The 17,219-nt window shown below is 73.0% G+C and carries 12 protein-coding genes and 1 pseudogene; 9 read left to right on the top strand and 4 right to left on the bottom strand.

The features are described from left to right. Positions 1-16: 16 nt before the first annotated feature. Complete coding sequence (locus tag KRR39_RS02250; RefSeq protein ID WP_216940385.1) at positions 17-1,972, top strand: hypothetical protein; 1,956 nt, start codon at positions 17-19, stop codon at positions 1,970-1,972. 86 nt (positions 1,973-2,058) lie between these two features. Here KRR39_RS02250 and KRR39_RS02245 read toward each other — a convergent pair whose 3' ends face one another. The 3 genes from KRR39_RS02245 to KRR39_RS02240 form a co-directional block, all read right to left on the bottom strand. After that, positions 2,059-6,510, bottom strand: a complete 4,452-nt coding sequence (locus KRR39_RS02245) for a carboxyl transferase domain-containing protein (protein WP_254185806.1) — start codon at positions 6,508-6,510, stop codon at positions 2,059-2,061. A 44-nt stretch (positions 6,511-6,554) separates the two neighbouring features. Beyond that, positions 6,555-7,562: an ATP-binding protein gene (locus KRR39_RS24180; RefSeq protein WP_254185464.1), complete on the bottom strand. Its 1,008-nt coding sequence runs from the start codon at positions 7,560-7,562 to the stop codon at positions 6,555-6,557. Positions 7,563-7,718: 156 nt separating this feature from the next. Next, on the bottom strand, positions 7,719-8,681 hold the full coding sequence (locus tag KRR39_RS02240) for a metallophosphoesterase family protein (protein WP_216940383.1): 963 nt from the start codon (positions 8,679-8,681) through the stop codon (positions 7,719-7,721). A gap of 152 nt (positions 8,682-8,833) precedes the next feature. Here KRR39_RS02240 and KRR39_RS02235 point away from each other — a divergent pair, with 152 nt between their 5' ends. The 8 genes and pseudogenes from KRR39_RS02235 to KRR39_RS02205 all read left to right on the top strand — a co-directional run bounded on the left by KRR39_RS02235 (position 8,834) and on the right by KRR39_RS02205 (position 16,625). After that, complete coding sequence (locus tag KRR39_RS02235; RefSeq protein WP_216940381.1) at positions 8,834-9,286, top strand: hypothetical protein; 453 nt, start codon at positions 8,834-8,836, stop codon at positions 9,284-9,286. 27 nt (positions 9,287-9,313) lie between these two features. Further along, positions 9,314-10,222, top strand: coding sequence for an LLM class flavin-dependent oxidoreductase (locus KRR39_RS02230; RefSeq protein WP_216940379.1), 909 nt, complete (start codon positions 9,314-9,316; stop codon positions 10,220-10,222). Between the two features lie 222 nt (positions 10,223-10,444). Then, entirely contained in the window at positions 10,445-11,146 is a 702-nt protein-coding gene (locus KRR39_RS02225) for a hypothetical protein (RefSeq protein ID WP_216940377.1), read from the top strand. A gap of 81 nt (positions 11,147-11,227) precedes the next feature. Then, a pseudogene (locus KRR39_RS25485) lies at positions 11,228-12,436 on the top strand (cytochrome P450); the annotation flags it as partial. Then, positions 12,422-14,389 carry a diflavin oxidoreductase gene (locus KRR39_RS25480; RefSeq protein ID WP_302053614.1) on the top strand — a complete coding sequence of 656 codons (1,968 nt, stop codon included), beginning with the start codon at positions 12,422-12,424 and terminating at the stop codon, positions 14,387-14,389. The pseudogene KRR39_RS25485 and the gene KRR39_RS25480, both read left to right, overlap by 15 nt. A gap of 224 nt (positions 14,390-14,613) precedes the next feature. Then, positions 14,614-15,114 carry a hypothetical protein gene (locus tag KRR39_RS24175; RefSeq protein ID WP_254185820.1) on the top strand — a complete coding sequence of 167 codons (501 nt, stop codon included), beginning with the start codon at positions 14,614-14,616 and terminating at the stop codon, positions 15,112-15,114. Positions 15,115-16,003: 889 nt separating this feature from the next. Beyond that, entirely contained in the window at positions 16,004-16,288 is a 285-nt protein-coding gene (locus KRR39_RS02210) for a GlsB/YeaQ/YmgE family stress response membrane protein (RefSeq protein ID WP_216940370.1), read from the top strand. Between the two features lie 106 nt (positions 16,289-16,394). Beyond that, entirely contained in the window at positions 16,395-16,625 is a 231-nt protein-coding gene (locus KRR39_RS02205; RefSeq protein WP_216940368.1) for a hypothetical protein, read from the top strand. Between the two features lie 22 nt (positions 16,626-16,647). On the opposite strand, the gene KRR39_RS02200 is transcribed toward KRR39_RS02205, so the two are convergent. Further along, complete coding sequence (locus tag KRR39_RS02200; RefSeq protein ID WP_216940366.1) at positions 16,648-17,145, bottom strand: hypothetical protein; 498 nt, start codon at positions 17,143-17,145, stop codon at positions 16,648-16,650. Positions 17,146-17,219: the final 74 nt, after the last annotated feature.

Below are 17,219 nucleotides of genomic sequence, written 5' to 3'. Positions count from 1 at the left end.
AGCCAAGGAGACCCTCATGAGCGCACACATCTGGCATCGGGCCGATGCCCGCCCCGGCAGGGCACGTCCAGCAGGCGGCCGGACCCGACGACTCGTGGCGGCCGCCGCGACGTTGGTCCTGGTCGCGGCCGGTGTCGAGGCCGCCACCGCGACCACCCAGGTCGTGCAGAAGAACCCCGGCGGCGTGACCGCCGTCGGGCCCGTCAACGGGGACAACGGGTTCCCCGCGTGGTATGCCGACAAGGTCGGGACTCGGCTGGAGCTGTGCCTCGACGGCGACAACCTGCTGTGCGGGTTCCTGCCCGGTGACATCCCCGACGAGACCCAGCCGGTCTCGTTCCCGGAGAACTTCCCCGAGGAGGTCTTCTACTTCCTCGCGGGATCCTCGCTCGACCTGCCGGGCGGCGGCCGGGCCGTCCTGACCCTCGGGCTGGAGGCGGCGTTCGCCAACGAGGTGGCCCCCGGCGAGCAGATGACCTTCGCCCGCCAGCGCATCGTGGTGAAGGGCGCCCCGGCCAACACCACCCTGACGTTCCGGCACCCCTACGGCAGCCTCACCATCGACACCGACCGCACCGGCGCCGGGCGGCTGGTCGAGGACATCTCGCCGGCCACCGGCAACTTCGCCACCGCCCTCAAGGGCAACCTCGGCCCGTTCCTGCGGTGGGACCCGGCGACCGCGCCGAGCGCGCCCGCGGGCTACCTGGGCGACCCCGCCCAGGACCACACGGTCGTCGGGAGCCCGTTCGGGTTCAACCGCTTCGCGGTCACCGGGGCCGGTCTGGACGCCTCCACCGACCAGTTCACCGTCCAGGGCAAGCTCTCCACCAACACCGGCGTCCAGGCGGACAGCGCGGTGACCGACGGGGACTACATCGACATCACCGCCTCCAGCACCGGCACCCAGCTGCAGGTCGAGGGACAGCCCGGCGTGATCGCGACCACCCCGATGGTCACCGACCCGGGGTCGGACCGGTTCTACGCCCGGGTGCGCGTCACCGGACCGGTCCCCAGCCAGGTGAAGCTGGTCAACATCGGCGACCGCCCGGCCTCCAGCTCCACGGTGCCGGTGACCCGGGACGGCGGCATCATCGTCACCCGGGCGACGTACGACGGCGCCCGGCTCGTCGTGGCCGCCACCTCCACCCGTGGCTACCCGCTGACCGTCGCCGGGGTCGGCAGGCTGGACGACGACCAGGCCACCGCCTTCGCCCTCGCCGCCCCGCCCGCCTCGGTCGTGGTGAGCCACGCCGACGGCGGATCGGCGACCCTTCCGGTGCGCGTGGTGGGCGGGTCGGCCACTCCGCAGGCGCTGCCGCCCGTCCCGCCGGACCCCGACCCCGGCCCCGTCGTCGACACCGGAGGCGGAGCGGCCCCCTCGGGACCGGCGGCCGTGGCGACCGCTGCGGTGACCGGTCTGGCACGCGGCGCCAGCACCCAGCTCGACGGCAGCGCCTCGACGGGCGCCGTCGCCTACCAGTGGAGCCAGCTCAGCGGTCCGCCGGTGAGCCTGTCCTCCACCACCGTGGCCAAGCCGACCGTCTCGGTGCCGTTCTTCACCAAGACCACCGACACCACCCCGGTGCCGGCCGCAGCGGAGGGTCCAGCCCGGCTGCAGCTGGTCGTGACGGGACCCGACGGCACCACCAGCAGCCCGGCCACGGTCGACCTCACCGTCGTCACCGACGACCTGGTGATCGACGCGGGTGCCCGGCACCGCCTCGGCAACGAGCTCCGGGTGTCCGGGACGTCCACGCTGCCCGGAGCGACCGGCGTCCTCGCACCGGCCACGTCGGTCCTGGTCTACGACACCACCCCCGGTCGGGCCGTCACCAAGCTGGGCACCGCCCCGGTCACCACCCTGGGGACCTGGTCGCTCAAGGTCTCCCCCGGGCCGACCCGGCAGGTCACCTCGGTGCTCGTGCAGTCCACCCGGGGCGGAACGAGCAGCAGCTCCGTGGCGACCAAGTAGCCCCCAATCGCCGCAGGGCCCCTCCGCCCCCGGGGGGCCCTGCGGTTCCACTGCGCCGGCCGGTCGGCCGCCGGTGGGCCCGTCGACTACTCCGCCGGAGCGGCTCCGAAGCGCTCGATGGCGGCGATGATCTCCGGACGCAGCCGCGCCGCGGGGATCACCGCGTCGACCGAGCCGACCGCGACCGCGCGGTGGATGTCGTGGATCCCGTCGAACTCGGCCGCCACCTCGCTGATCTTCTCGGCCCGGGTGGCCGCCCGCAGGTCGGCCTGCTCGACGACGAGCCGGCTCCGCTCGGACCCGGACGCCTCGCCGATGCGGACGTCGAGCTCCCGCACGGCGGGGCTCGCCGCGATGCGCTTCTCGACCTCGCCGGCGAAGACCACCGCGGCCGCCGGCGCCCCACCGATCACGGACGCGAACGATCCCTCGAGCGCCAGCACGGTCATGTTCGGGTTGAGCGCCTTGGAGAACACCACGAAGGCGCCGCCGTGGTAGCGCGAGATGACGCAGAAGACGATCGGCCCGCGGAAGTTGACGATGGCGCGCCCGATCTCCGCGCCGTACTCCAGCTGCAGGTTCCGCATCGAGTCCGGCGACCCGTCGAAGCCCGACAGGTTCGCCAGCACGACGAGCGGCCGGTTCCCGCTCGCCGCGTTGATCGCGCGGGCCGCCTTCTTCGACGACCGCGGGAACAGCGTCCCCGCGGTGTACGTGTCGGGTCCGTCGGCCGGCGGGAAGCCTCGCCGCCGGACGTTCCGCGACTCGATGCCGAGCAGGCAGACCGGGTGGCCGCCCAGGTGGGCGTCCTGCACGACCGCGGTGTCCGCGTCGGCCATGCCCGCCCAGCGCTCGAGCGTGGGATGGTCCTGGTCGGTGACGGCCCGCATGACGGTGCGGATGTCGAACGCCTTCTTGCGGTCCCGGTTCGTCTCGGCGGAGAAGATCTCGCCGACCGTGCGGAAGTCGCTGTCCGCGACGTCGTGCGGGAACGGCGAGATGTCGCGGTCGGTCGGGTCGGTCGTACTGACCCGACGCGGCGCGGCCTCGCCGGGGACGACGTAGGTGTGCTCGTAGTGCGCCATCAGGATCGCGAAGGCGCCGGCGAGGTTCGGGGCCCAGTACTGCGCCTGGCCGTTGGGTCCCATCACCCGGTCGTAGCCGCCGATGCCGAAGTTGTCCTCGGCCGAGACACCGCCGGAGAAGTCCAGGGACTGCTTGCCGGTGAGCACCATGGCACTGTCCGGGGTCATCACGAGGATGCCCTTGGTGTGCATCAGCATCGTCGCCTCGGCGTTCCAGTAGGGCTGGGCCCCGACGTTGATGCCGGCGACGACCACGTTGATCTCGCCGCCCTGCTGGGTGAACTCCACGATCCGGCGCAGCGCAGCGGCCACCCAGTCCATGTTCTCGGTGCCGGAGTCCATGGAGATCCGGGCGCCCGAGGAGAGCGCGAACCACTCGACCGGGACCCGCATGCGCTCGGCGAGGTCGATGGCTGCGATGACGCGCAGGCACTCCGGCTCGGAGACCGACCCCAGCGACTTCGTGGGGTCGCCGCAGAGCACGACCCGGGTGACACCTTCAGGGTGCAGCGGGGTCGGGGTGGTGACGACGGCGGCGATGATGCCCGCCTTGTTGAGGCCCCGGGGACGGTCCACGGGGACCAGGGCGCCGGTGTCGTCGAGGTCGTGCTCGACCAGGGTCCCGTCGGGACCGGCCAGCACGGAGGCCAGCTCGTAGGGGTACACCAGTCCGCGGCGGCGGGACCGGAGCACCTTGGCCGCGTAGTCGTCCAGGGGGCTGAGCAGGTCGGTCGGCGGCTCCTGGATCGAGAGCACGATGCCCGCTCCCGGCTGGACGCCGAAGCGCACCGTCACCGGGACGGGGGTGCCACCCGGGGCGGCCACCCGCCCCTGGGCGAGCACCTCCTCGATGCCGGCACCGTCGGTGAGCGGCCGGATCTTGTTGCCGAGGGCGGCCAGACCGCCCTCGTCGATCTCCACGACCGGCCACACGTGCACCCACACGTGGTTCATGTCGAGCTTCGTGCCCGCGGACCCGCGTGCCACCCGCGCCCGGCGGATCGCCTCGAGGCAGCTCTCCACGGCCCGCTCCGCGTGCGGGAGCGCGGCGACCCGTCCTTCCTCGTCGCGCACCACCGCGAGCTGCCGCACCTGGGCCAGCGCCACCAGCCGGCGGTCCGCGGGGTTCTCCCGGGCGACGCACTCGTAGAGCAGGACGTCCTCGGGCGCCTCGATCCGGGTCACGTGGAAGTTGCGGAGCCGCCAGAGGTTCAGGCGGCGGCCGACCATCGGGTGGACGCCCCGGGTGAGGTCGTCCTCGGCCACCCGGCCGTCGTCGTCGGCCCGGAAGGCGTAGTAGCCGACCGGCCGGCCGGCCCCCGCGCAGACGGCGACGGACACCCGGCGCGCGTCCCGGGCGAACGGCAGCGCCTCGACGAGCGGCCGGAGCTGCTCGCTCGTGGCGTCCGCCGACTCCGGCGCGTCGGGCCAGTGCAGGTACAGGTCGACCACGGCCGCCTGGTCCTCGCCCCGGCTCGCGACGTGGGCGCCGACCGAGGCGGCCAGTCCGCCCGTGGGGTCGGCCAGCTCGGCGACCGTGCCGACGGTCGACACGAGCCGGGTCGGCCGGGAGTCCAGGGTGTAGTCGGCCACCACGAACGGCCGGTCCCCGGTCTCGATCTCCTCGAGGTCGTGCAGGTCGTACTCGCGGTAGTGGCGGCGCGCCAGCACCTCCAGCATCGGCTCCCTGGTGGGTACGCCGTCCGCGAGCCGCTCGGCCAGGAACCGGACGATCTGCTCCGGGATGGCGGCCAGCGCCTCGACCCGGTCGGCGCGGTCCGCCAGGCCGCCGTTCGCGGCGAGCGCGGCGAGCTCGTCGCGCACCCCCGCCAGCACGTCGACCCGCTCCGCGTCCACGGCGGGCTGGTCGAACCACCGGAACCGGACGCTGCGCGCCAGGTCCCCGACCACCGGGAACCGCAGCTGGGTGGCCCGGCCGAGCCGTTCGAGCAGCTGCCGGGCCTGACCGGCGAGCTCGCCGGTCGGCGGCGGCTCGTCGATCCACCGTCCGAGCACGGCGGACGCCAGCGCTACCTCGGGGGCCGAGCGCTGCTGCGCCACGAAGATCCGGAAGACCGCCTCCTCCAGGGCCTGGGTGCGGTCCAGGTCCTCGACGCCGTAGTGGTGCAGCACCCGCAGGAGCCGGGCCCGGAACTGCTCGGGCAGCCCACCTCGCTCGACGTCGAGACTCTGCAGGAACGTGTGGAAGTGCTCGCGGGAGCTGTGCACCCGCAGCTCGGTGTGTGGCTCCTCGTCCGCGGGCTGGTTGCGGCTCAGCTCGGCCAGGTCGGCCAGGGTGCCGAGCAGGGCCATCTCGTCGGCCAGCACCGAGACCCCCTCGGCCCGGAGCTCCTCGCGGGCGGCGAGGTAGTCCACGAGCGGGTCACTGTGGTCCAGCCGGGACACGTCGTACCCCAGCACGACGGCCGCGAGGGCCTCGCGGGCGCGGGCGGCACGGACCGCGGCCGGCTGCCCGGCGGTCGGCGCGGGCAGGTCCAGCGCGGCGGCGGCTCCGGACGTCGGAGCCGTCTCCTCGGCCCCGTCGCCGACCGGCTCCAGCTTGACCAGCGCGGCCCCGGTCTCGACCTGGCTGCCGGTGATCACCGCCAGCTCCTTGACCCGGGCCGCGAACGGCGCGTAGATCACCGTCTCCATCTTCATCGACTCGAGCACCACGACGGGTGCACCGGCCTCGACCTCGTCACCCACGCGCGCGGGCGTGGCGACGACCAGGGCCGGCGCCGGCGAGCGCAGCACCCCGCCCTCGTCACGGCTGATCCGGTGGGCCACCCCGTCGACCTCGACGAGGGTGCTCGGACCGTGGGTGGCCGTCACGACGTGGTGGCGGCGCTCGCCGACGACCAGCCGCCGGTGGAACTCGTCGATCCGGTCCAGCCCCGCATCGACGGTCTGCTCGGTCGCGCCGGAGGCGACCGTCACCCGGTAGCGGGCCGGCCCGGTGTTGACCGTCGACACCCGGTACGTCGTCCCCCGGAGCTTGAGGTCGACCGGGCGACCGGCCCGGTGCTGCGCCTGCGGACGACCGCCGTGCGCGGTCTCGAGCAGGCGGGCCACCTCGATCTGGAGCTCGTCGGCGTAGGCCTCGATGGCGGCCGCGACGATCGCGACCCCGGCACCCTTCTGGGAGACCAGCCTGCCCTCGCCCCGCACCCGGTCGATCCAGCTGGTGTCGGCCCACCCTCCGGTGCCGTCGACGACCTCGGGCTGGTCGAGCAGGTCGAGCACGAAGCTCTTGTTGCAGGCGCCGCCCTCGATCACCACGGTCGTCTCGGTCATGGCCCGGCGCAGCCGGGCGAGGGCCTCCGCGCGGGTGGGTGCGTAGGCGATGATCTTCGCGATCATCGAGTCGAAGTCGGGCGGGATCGTGTCGCCCTCGGTGACCCCGGTGTCCACCCGGACACCCGGTCCCGTCGGCAGCTCGAGCCGGACGATCCGCCCCGGCGACGGTGCGAAGTCCCGGTCCGGGTCCTCCGCGTTCAGCCGCGCCTCGACGGCGTGCCCCTTCTCGGTCGGCCGCTCGCCCTCGAGCCGGCCTCCCCGGCGACGTGGATCTGCGCCTTGACCAGGTCGACGTCGGTGGTCGCCTCGGTGATCGAGTGCTCGACCTGCAGCCGGGTGTTCACCTCCAGGAACGCGAACGTCCGGTCCCCCGGGTGGTAGAGGAACTCCACGGTGCCCGCCCCGACGTACCCGACCGTCACGGCCAGCCGCTCGGCGGCGGCCTTCAGTTCGTCGGTCTGCTCGCGCGACAGCAGCGGCGAGGACGACTCCTCGATCACCTTCTGGTTGCGGCGCTGGATCGAGCAGTCGCGGACCCCGATGGCCCAGGCGGTGCCGTGGCTGTCCGCGATCAGCTGCACCTCGACGTGCCGGGCGCCGGTCACCAGGCGCTCGAGGAAGACGGTGCCGTTGCCGAACGCCCGCAGCGCCTCGTCGCTGGTGCGCTGGAAGGCGTCCTCGAGCTCGGCGCGCGAGCCGACCATCCGGATCCCGCGGCCACCGCCTCCGGCGGTCGCCTTCAGCATCAGCGGGTAGCCGATCTCCTCGGCGGCGGCCAGCGCGCCGTCCAGGGTCTCGACGGCGCCGCGGCTCCACGGGGCGACGGGCACCCCGACCTCCTCGGCGATCAGCTTCGAGCCGATCTTGTCGCCGAGCTTGCGCATCGCCTCGGCGCTGGGGCCGATGAAGGTGACACCCAGGCGGTCGCACAGGTCCACGAACGTCGGGTCCTCGGCCACGAAGCCCCAGCCCGGCCACACGGCGTCCGCACCGGTGTCCACCAGCGCCCGCTCGAGGGCCGCGAGGTCGATGTAGGGGCGCGCCGAGGCAGGCCCGAGGTTGTACGCCAGGTCCGCCTCGCGCACGAACGTCGCGCGGCTCTCCCCCTCGGTGTGCAGGGCCACCGTCTGGATCGGGCCGGAGCCCGACGCGTTGATCTCCCGCACCGCATGGATCAGCCGCATCGCAGCCTCACCGCGGTTCACGATCGCGATCCGAGTGAACGGCACCAAACCTCCGCCGGCCGACCACCGGGAGCTTCCCGGCGGGTCCACGTAGAACTTGTCACGAGAAGGTGGTTACGAGCCAGTCACATCGGCCCGGCGAGTCTGAGGGAGTCGACCGGGCGAGGACCCGACGGGCTAGCCGACCGGGTCCAGGGTCCTCGCCCGACCCGGGTCCAGCACCCGGTCGGCCACCGTGACCAGGGCCCAGGAGAAGGCCCGCCGGCCCAGGGTGAGCTGCAGGACGCCGTACTGGTCGTCCTCGTCGAACCGGACGAGCGAGCACCCCTGGAGGGACTCCTTGCCGGTGATCGCGTAGAAGTCGGCGCCGCCGGTGCCGGTCACGAACGACATGATCCCGTCGGCGGCCGGGCTGCCGTCCGCGTTCATCCGGGGGTACCGCTGGTAGTTGTGGTCGTGACCGGCCACGACGACGTCGGTGCGGGCCGCGAGCAGGACGTCCCACAACGCCCTGGGCAGGTCCGAGGACCCGTGGTCGCCGCAGGAGTAGCGCGGCCGGTGCAGGTAGGCCAGCTTGTGCCGGCCCTTGCCCGCGGTGGCGAGGTCGTGGGCGAGCCAGGTCGCCTGGGCCGAGGAGGCGGAGCAGGAGATCTCGCAGTTCAGGCTGTACAGCCGCCACGTGCCGACGTCGAACGCGTAGTACTCCCCGTTGTTCTCGGCGGGGAGCCGGTGGGCGAAGTACGTGAAGTAGTACGGCGGGTTCCCGGCCTCGTCGTGGTAGTCGTGGTTGCCGGGCGAGGGGTAGGTCTTGTCGAGGAACTTGCCCCAGGTCGCGTCGTACCTCGTGTAGTCGGAGCGGGTCCCGTCGTGGTAGGCATTGTCGCCGGCGGTCAGGACGTAGTCCGGGTCGATCGCCTCGACGAGCCGGGCGGTCTCCGCCTCGTGGTCCCCGATGTCGCCGGCGATGGTGACGACCGGCCCGGCGGGCCCGCCGCGGACCGGGCCCCCCGGGCGGGTGGGCACGCCCACCGGGTTCGCGGACCCGCTCGGGGCCGAGCACCCCGTCACGAGGGCCAGCACCAGACCGACCAGCAGCCCGGCGCCCGCGCCGCGCCGGGGTCCAGGCGTACGACGTGCCATGGCAAACCTCCCCGTCACCCTCATCGTCCGCCCGGATCATCGGGCCCCGCTACGGCCTTCTCGTGTCACCGGCCCCCACGACGGGGAGCCGAAATGTGCCGGACGCGGCAGAAGTCCTGGTGCGGCCGGGATCTTTGGACGACCGGGTACTAGTGCCACGACGTGGTCAGCCGCCTCCGGCAGGAGGGCCGCGAGGGCCGGGTCTGGGCGCTCGACCAGCAGCTCTACGACCTCTTCGCAAGCGCCGCGCGCTGGCCAACCTCGGCACCACCCGGGAGCTGGCGGAGGAGTACCTCGAGGCGGGCGTGCTGTTCCTGACCAGCCTCCTGAGCGACGCCGCCCAGGCGTTCGCCGACGGGCTGCTCGCGGCGTCCCCGCACGCCACGGGCGCATTCACCTGGTCCGGGGTCGCGCTCCTCCAGAGCGACGTCGAGTACACGGTGCACGACGGTCGGGTCGACCTCGTCGGTGGCGCGCTCACCCCGCTCGCCTACCTGTTCCTCGCCGTCGGGGCCGTCGCCGTCGGTCGGCTCTGGCGGGTGCTGCCGGGCTGGCGGCGCACGGAGGTGGACGACGTGCAGCACCGCGGCCATCATGTCGACTGAGGGGTGCGCCGGGCGGAGGAGGAGGCCGTGGCGACGTTGCGCTTCTGCGCCTACCAGTACCAGCACCTGCCGCTGGACGAGCTGGCGAACCGCTGGGCCGAGGCCGAGCGACTCGGCTTCGAGGTGGTGTGGAACTGCGACACGGTCGTCGAGCCGGACCGGCCGCGTCACCCGATGTACGACGGCCCCACGACCCTGACCCTGATGGCGGTCGCCACCAGCACGATCCGGGTCGGCACCCTGGTGTCGAGCCTCTACTTCCGGCAGCCGGTGACGCTCGCGAAAGCCACCATGACCCTAGACCAGCTGACCGGTGGACGCGTGGAGCTGGCCCTCGGCGTCGGCGACCCGTCCGCAGGCGGGCCGCTGACCGGCGTCAGCTGGTCCCCGGCGGAGCAGGTGGCGCGGTTCCGGGAGTTCGTCGAGCTGGTCGACCTCCTGCTCCGCCAGCGGGTGACGTCGTACGACGGGCGCTACTTCCGCTGCACGGAGGCGGAGACCATCCCCGGTCCGGTGCAGCGGCCCCGCCCGCCGATCACGATCGCCGCCCACGGACCGAAGATGCTGGCCGTCGCGGCCCGGTTCGCCGACGGCTGGAGCTCCTGGGGCGGCTACGGGGTGGAGACCGAGGCGGACTTCTACACCGTCACCGCCCGGCGGTGCGAGCAGTTCGACGAGCTCGTCGAGGGGCACGGCCGCGACCCGAGGAGCATCCGGCACTCCCTGGTGTGCTTCCCACCGCTGACCCCGTGGGAGTCGCCCGGCTACTTCACCGACATGGTCGGCAGGTTCGGCTCGATCGGGATCGACGAGTTCGTCCTCTACTGGCCCGGCTCCTGGCGGCCGGACGACGCCCCGCGCGAACGCGCCGTCCTCGAGCAGGTCGCCACGGAGGTGATGCCGGCGCTGCGTGCGCAGAGCACCCCTCCCCGGTGACTATCTAGACCTGCTCCTAACGGGTCTACAAGGCCCCGCCCGGCCGGTGTGATCGTGGAGCGTGCGCCGGCGGACGCCGGTGCAGGACGTCGGCAACGACGGAAGAGGGCCGCTTCTGCCATGTCTCGCGCCAGCGCCGTCCCCCGGACCCGTCGAGCACGGGTCGGGAGACGCACCGGCGATGGCGACCGTGGCCGGGACCCGTCCCGCACCTACGCCCGGATGAGCGCGGTGTCCGGGATCGTCTTCGCCGGCCTCTTCGTGGCCTCGCTGGTGCTGGTGCGGCAGGCACCGGGGATCGCCGCCCCGGACCGCGTCTACGCCGCCTTCTACACCGTTGGCAAGGGGAACGTGCTGGTGACGGCCGGGCTGTACATCGTGCCGTTCGCGGGGATCGCCTACCTGTGGCACATGAGCGCGACCCGGTCGCTCATCGAGTCGCTGCCCGGGTCGTCGTCGGAGGTGCCCCGGTGGCTGCAGCTCGCCTCGGGCGTGGTCTTCGTCTGCATGCTCTTCGCGGGTACGGCGGCCGTGGGCGCCGTGGCCCTGCTGACCGTCTTCTCCTCCACGCCGCTGCCGTCCCCCGAGGTGGCGCGCACGCTGACCGGCGCGGGCTACGGGATGGTGTTCGTCTTCGGCGTGCGCGCCGCGGGGATGTACATGATCACCACCACCACCCTCACCCGGCGGCGCGGCCTGGTCCCCCGCTGGGTGGCGGTCGTGGGCTACCTCGGCGCCACGTTCCTGCTCCTCAGCACCACCTTCCACCCCGCGACCCTGCTGGTGTTTCCCGGCTGGGTGCTGCTGCTCAGCATCGTGCTGCTCCTCGCCGCCGCCCGCCCGCGCCCGGCCGCCGTACCCGCACCGGCGTCCCCGACCCCCGCCGCCCCACCCACCGACCGCCGACCGGAGGACCTGCCATGAGCACGATGATCGACCTCGACGACCTTCCCGGCCCCGCCGGTCTGCCACTCGTGGGCAACGCCTTCGACATCGACGCGGACCACCCCATCGAGGGCTTCCATGGCGATGGCCGAGAAGTACGGGCCGATCTTCAAGCTCAAGGTGCCCGGCGGCACCCGGCTGATCGCGTCGGGCCCGGAGCTGGTCGAGGAGATCTGCGACGACACGCGCTTCGACAAGCGGGTCGGTGGCGGGCTGGCCGCGCTGCGGAAGGGGGCGGCCGACACCGGGCTGTTCACGGCCGAGACCGACGACCCGCTCTGGCACCGTGCCCACAACATCCTGATGTCGCCGTTCAGCCTGCAGGCGATGCGCGACTACATGCCGCGGATGGTGGACATCGCCGACCAGCTGATGGACAAGTGGGACCGCCTCAACGAGGGCGACGAGGTGGACGTCCCCGACGACATGACCCGGCTGACCCTGGACACCATCGCGCTGTGCGGGTTCGGCTACCGCTTCAACTCCTTCTACCGCGACACCCCGCACCCGTTCGTGCAGGCGATGGTGCGCACGCTCTCCGAGTCGCAGGCCCGGGCGCGGCAGCTGCCGATCCAGACCCGGCTGAAGATCCGGGCGCAGCGGCAGGTGGAGGAGGACCAAGGGTTCATGGACGACCTGGTCGACCGGCTGATCGCCGAGCGGCGGGCCGAGGGCGAGGCCGGCGACACCACCGACCTGCTGGGCCGGATGCTCACCGGGGTCGACCGCCAGACCGGCGAGCGGCTGCCCGACGCCAACATCCGCGCCCAGTGCATCACCTTCCTGATCGCCGGTCACGAGACCACCTCGGGCCTGCTGTCCTTCGCCCTCTACTACCTGCTGAAGAACCCGGCCTTCCTGGAGCGGGCGCGCGCGGAGGTGGACGAGGTCCTCGGGGACACCGCGAGTCCCACCTTCGAGCAGGTGCACCGGCTCACCTACGTGCGGCAGGTCCTCGACGAGTGCCTGCGGCTGTGGCCGACGGCGCCCGGGTTCAGCCGCTACCCGTTCGAGGACACCGTCCTCGGCGGCAGGTACGCCATCCCGGCGGGCACGACCATCACGGTGCTCACCCCGGCCCTGCACCGGGCGACCTCCGTGTGGGGGCCGGACGCCGCGGAGTTCAACCCCGAGCACATGGCGCCCGAACGGCTGGCCGCGGTGCCGTCGGCGGTCTACAAGCCGTTCGGGACCGGGCAGCGCGCCTGCATCGGTCGGCAGTTCGCGCTGCAGGAGGCCGCGTTGGTGCTCGGGATGCTCCTCCAGCGCTTCGACCTCGTCGACCACCTCGACTACCAGCTGGTCACCAAGACCACGCTCACCGTCAAGCCCGCCGACTTCCGGATCCGGGTCCGGCCGCGCCCCGGCGTGCACGTCCGGCGTGCCGACACCCCGGCGCCCGCCCGGTCCGTGGCCACCTCGCCGGACACCGCGCCGGCGGCCGCCCCGGCGCTGCTGGTGCCCCGGCACGGCACCCGGCTGACGGTGCTGTTCGGCTCCAACCTCGGCACCGCCGAGTCCCTCGCGACCCGCATCGCGGAGGAGGGCGCCGAGCGCGGCTTCGACGTGACCGTCGGAGCACTCGACGACCACGTCGACGACCTCCCCACCGGCGGCGCGCTGGTCGTCGTCACCGCGTCGTACAACGGGACGCCTCCCGACAACGCCGCCGCGTTCTGCGACTGGATCACGACCGCGGCACCGGACGCCGCGAGAGGGGTGTCGTACACCGTGTTCGGGTGCGGCAACACGGAGTGGGCCGCGACCTACCAGGCCGTGCCCGAGCTGGTCGACGCGCAGCTCGAGAAGCACGGCGGGCACCGGGTCCACCCGCGCGGCGAGGGCAACGCAGCCGGCGACTTCGACGCGGACTACCGGACCTGGCACGGCGCCGTGTGGTCCGACATCGCCGAGGCGCTCGACCTGCCGGAGGAGGTCGGCCAGGCCGTCCCGTCGGGACCCCGGCTCTCCATCACCCTCACCAACCGGCAGGTCAGCAACCCGGTGATCGTCTCCTACGAGGCGCACCCGGGGCTCGTCCGGGAGAACCGCGAGCTGGTCCGCGCGGGCGCGGACGGGACGCCGCCGGAGCGCTCGGTCCGGCACGTGGAGATCGGGCTCCCGGCCGGGACGACCTACCAGGCCGGTGACCACCTCGGGGTGCTCCCCCGCAACGCGATCGACACCATCCGCCGGGTGATGGTCCGCTTCGGCCTCGACGCCGGGCAGTACGTCACGATCATCCCGAACAGCGGCTCGCACACCCATCTGCCGATCGAGGAGCCCACGCCCCTCCTCGGCGTGCTCGGGAGCTGCGTCGAGCTGCAGGACGTGGCCACCAGGGACAACGTGGCGGTGCTCGCCCGGCACACCGACGACCCGGAGCAGAAGGCCGCGCTCGAGGCGCTGGCGGGTGACGACGAGGCCTCGCACGCGGCGTACCGGGACCAGGTCTACGCGCCCAACCGCTCCGTGCTGGACCTGCTCGACGAGTTCCCGGCGTGCCACCTGCCGTTCGAGGTCTACCTCGACCTGCTCCCGGCGCTGCGACCGCGCTACTTCTCCATCTCCTCCTCGCCCCTGGTGAGCCCGGACACCTGCAGCATCACCGCCGGCGTGCTGCGTGCGCCGGCGCGGTCGGGCGCCGGCACGTTCACCGGCGTCTGCTCCACCCACCTCGCCCAGCTGCCGGTCGACGGCACCGTCTTCGTCTTCGTGCGTCCCCCGTCGATCCCGTTCCGGCCCCCGGAGAACCCGCACGTCGCGATGATCATGGTCGGCGCCGGCACCGGGCTGGCTCCGTTCCGGGGCTTCCTCCAGGAACGCGCGGCGCTGCGGGAGCAGGGCGTCCCCATCGCCACCTCGTTGCTGTTCTTCGGGTGCCGCCGCGCGGACCAGGACCTGCTGTACGCCGACGAGCTGGCCGCGTTCGAGGCACAGGGCGTCGTCCGGACCGAGAGCTGCCTGTCGGCCGAGCCGGGCACCACGCGCAGGTACGTCCAGCAGGGGATGCTCGACCGTGCCGACGAGGTCTGGGACCTCCTGCAGAAGGAGGCCGTGGTGCTCGTGTGCGGGAACGCGTCCACGATCGCCCCGGGCGTGCGGACGTCGCTGGCCGCGATCTTCCGTGAGCGCACGGGAGCCGGGGAGAGCGACGCGGACGCGTGGCTGGCCGGGCTCCGCGCGGGCGGCCGGCTGGTCGAGGACATCTGGGGCGGATGACCGGGCGCCGGCCGTGCGGAGCCGCGCACCCGCCTAGGCGGGCATCCCGCTCAGCCGGGCCAGCCGGGCCAGCCCGGCTGGCGAGTAGGACTGCAGGCGGGCCAGGGCGTCGTCCAGCTCGGGGGGATCCGGGGTAGTCGGGAGGGATCCGCGACGGGTTGAGCGCGACCCGGTCGGACCACGCCTTGATGTCGGGCTCCGACCCGAAGGCCGCTGCGTTGCGCATGCCGAGGACGTTCATCCGCGCCCAGTCCGCCAGCGTGTTGCCGAACGACGAGGGCGCGCAGAGCGCGTTCTTCACGGCGTCGTCGTCGCGGGTCGCCTCGACGTACCCGGTGATCGCCGCACCGAAGCAGGGGAACCCGGCTCGCACCGGCTGCACGGTGATCGTCTCCGGCCGCCAGACCGGCACCCGCGGCGGCATCTTGAGGCCGTCCGCGGCGCAGTTCACGACGAGGGCGTCGTCGGCGACGGCGACCGAGCCGTCCGCGAAGTCGATCCGGCCGCGACGGACGGTGTCGATGTGGCCGCGGCGCACGACGTTCTCGATGGTGCGGAGCTGCTCGAGCTCCCACCTGCCCAGGGTGGGCGCCTTGGCCATGGTCGGCGTGACCGATCGGTCGATGCGGAACATGATGCCGAGGTCCTCGAGCGCGAGGAACAGCGCCGGCAGGGAGACCGCCGTGCCGGCCGCCCGCATCATGTCCGCGACCATGCCGAGGTAGATCGCGGGATCCGGCTGGATCAGGGCCCGGTTGAGCATCCACGGCTCGCGCGGGCGCACCCAGCAGATCGCGTCGGGGTCCACCCCGCCGGCCAGGAGCTGGATGCACGCGTCGGTGGCGGTCTTGCCCGAGCCGACGACGACGTACTGGCTCGGGTCGTCGTCGGTCCGCAGGACGTCGTTGACCGGGATCACCCGTGCTCCGTCCGCGACGCCGAACCTCACCGGTGCCTCCGCCGGGATGTCGGGAGCCAGGTAGCGCGCGTCGACGACCCGGCAGCGTTCCGGGACCTCGAACCGCTCCCCCGAGGCCAGCGAGACGAAGCTGCGGTCCCCGAGGTAGTCGCAGCCGGGGAAGAACTCCACCCGGCCCGGTCCGACCATCCGGTCGGCGAGCAGCGTGTCGTAGTAGGCACAGATCGTCGGCTGGTCGGCCCGCTCGTGCAGTCCCCTCTCCGGGCCGTCCTGCTGGATCCGCCCGCCGCCGAGCACCGTGGACGCGACGCCGTAGAACGTGGACGACTGGTGCAGCCGCACGAAGGGATAGGCCTCGAGCCAGTGCCCCCCGGGTCCGTGCCGGCGCTCGACGAGCGCGACGCGGGCCTCGGAGTGGTCGATCAGGGCATCCGTGAACGCCATGCCGGCGGCCCCCGCCCCGACCACGAGATAGTCGACCTCCACCGTCCGCGTCACGGTGGCAACCAAAGCACGGCAGGGACGCCGCGTCCACCGCCCCGGCGCCACCCGGCCGGCTCCCGGGTCCGCACCCTCACCGGTCCGGACACCGCACCGCACCGGTTGACCGGCCTCAAGGCGGGGTTGAGACTCCGAGGTGGGGGTACGTGGCGTGTGGGCCGCCACCGCGGCCCCTCAACTGGGAGGGACACCTCATGGAGATCATCGGCGTCATCATCGCTGGCATCATCATCGGACTGCTCGGCAAGTTCGTCGCTCCTGGCGACAAGGACAACATCCCGATCTGGCTGACCGTCCTGTGCGGCGTCGGCGGGGTCATCCTCGGCTGGTTCGTCTACACGGCGTTCGGCGGCAACGGCAGCCCCGGCATCGACTGGACCCGCTGGATCGTCGCCATCCTCGTCGCGGCCGTCCTGGTCGTGATCGCTTCCACGCTCACCGGACGGAACACCGGCGGGCGCAAGGCGAACACGCTCTGACCGCACGAAGGATCTGCTGTCCCGGCCGCGAGGCCTCAGCCCGTTCCGGGCTGGGGCCTCGCTGCATGTGGCACCACCTGGCCACCGAGATGGCTACGCTCACCGCATGCAGGTCCTGCGGCAGCTCGCCACCACCGTGCTGTCCCGCGGCCGGATCAGCCGTGGGTGGTACTCGATCCTCACCGGCGTCGCGATGCTCTACGTCGCCTGGGTCCTCGGGTCCGTCTCCGCCACCGACGCTGCTGCACCCCTCGTCGGACTGGTCCTCGCGATCACCGGCATCTGGTGCCTGGGACGGGGCATCCTCCTCGAGGTCCGGCGGCACCGCGGCGCCTGACGCCGGGCGGGTGCCGGGTTTCCTAGCCCGTCGCCGGGGCGTCGCCGGCGACCGCGGCCCGGATGCTCGTCAGCATCTCGCGTTCTCCCGCGCTGACCCGCTCGGCGCCGATCCCCATGAAGCCGCCCTCCTTCGCGGCGTCCGCCGCCGCCTGCGCCGCCACGACGAGCCACTCACCGAACGCCTCCTGCTCCTCGGGCGTGGCCTTGTCGGCCACGATCCGGTGCACGCCCCGCAGCTCGTCGAGGACCTGCTCCCCCGGGGGCCGGTCCTTGGCCAGCTTGAACCCGCTCAACGGGTTGTGCCGCTCCTGCGCCATGGCCTGCACCTCCAGCGCCACCTCGGCCAGCAGCTGCTCCCGGCTCGGCGGGTTCGTGGCGCTCTTCAGCGACGCCACCGACTCCTTCGTGGCCTCGATGGGGCCGCCGGGGTCGGCCAGGGACACCGCCATCCCGGCCACCAACGGCGCCCGGACCACCCGCGTCCACTCCTCTTCCGTGAAGTCCGTCTTCGTCGTCACGGCCCTCTCCTCACGCCGACGCGTCGCACACTCGCAGCAGGTCCACGGTAGGAGCGGAGAGCCTCGACCTCCTC

The sequence above is a fragment of the Nocardioides panacis genome (genome assembly GCF_019039255.1).
Classification (GTDB): domain Bacteria; phylum Actinomycetota; class Actinomycetes; order Propionibacteriales; family Nocardioidaceae; genus Nocardioides_B; species Nocardioides_B panacis.
Note: the sequence above shows the minus strand (reverse complement) of the source record. Positions and strands in the feature narration are given on the sequence as shown.

Excerpts from the sequence above, each read along its gene's own strand:
- KRR39_RS02250 (WP_216940385.1), top strand. The coding sequence starts at position 17 with ATGAGCGCACACATCTGGCATCGGGCCGATGCCCGCCCCGGCAGGGCA.
- KRR39_RS02240 (WP_216940383.1), bottom strand. The coding sequence starts at position 8,681 with ATGGCACGTCGTACGCCTGGACCCCGGCGCGGCGCGGGCGCCGGGCTG.
- KRR39_RS02225 (WP_216940377.1), top strand. The coding sequence starts at position 10,445 with ATGAGCGCGGTGTCCGGGATCGTCTTCGCCGGCCTCTTCGTGGCCTCG.
- KRR39_RS25480 (WP_302053614.1), top strand. The coding sequence starts at position 12,422 with ATGCTCCTCCAGCGCTTCGACCTCGTCGACCACCTCGACTACCAGCTG.
- KRR39_RS24175 (WP_254185820.1), top strand. The coding sequence starts at position 14,614 with ATGCCGAGGACGTTCATCCGCGCCCAGTCCGCCAGCGTGTTGCCGAAC.
- KRR39_RS02210 (WP_216940370.1), top strand. The coding sequence starts at position 16,004 with ATGGAGATCATCGGCGTCATCATCGCTGGCATCATCATCGGACTGCTC.
- KRR39_RS02205 (WP_216940368.1), top strand. The coding sequence starts at position 16,395 with ATGCAGGTCCTGCGGCAGCTCGCCACCACCGTGCTGTCCCGCGGCCGG.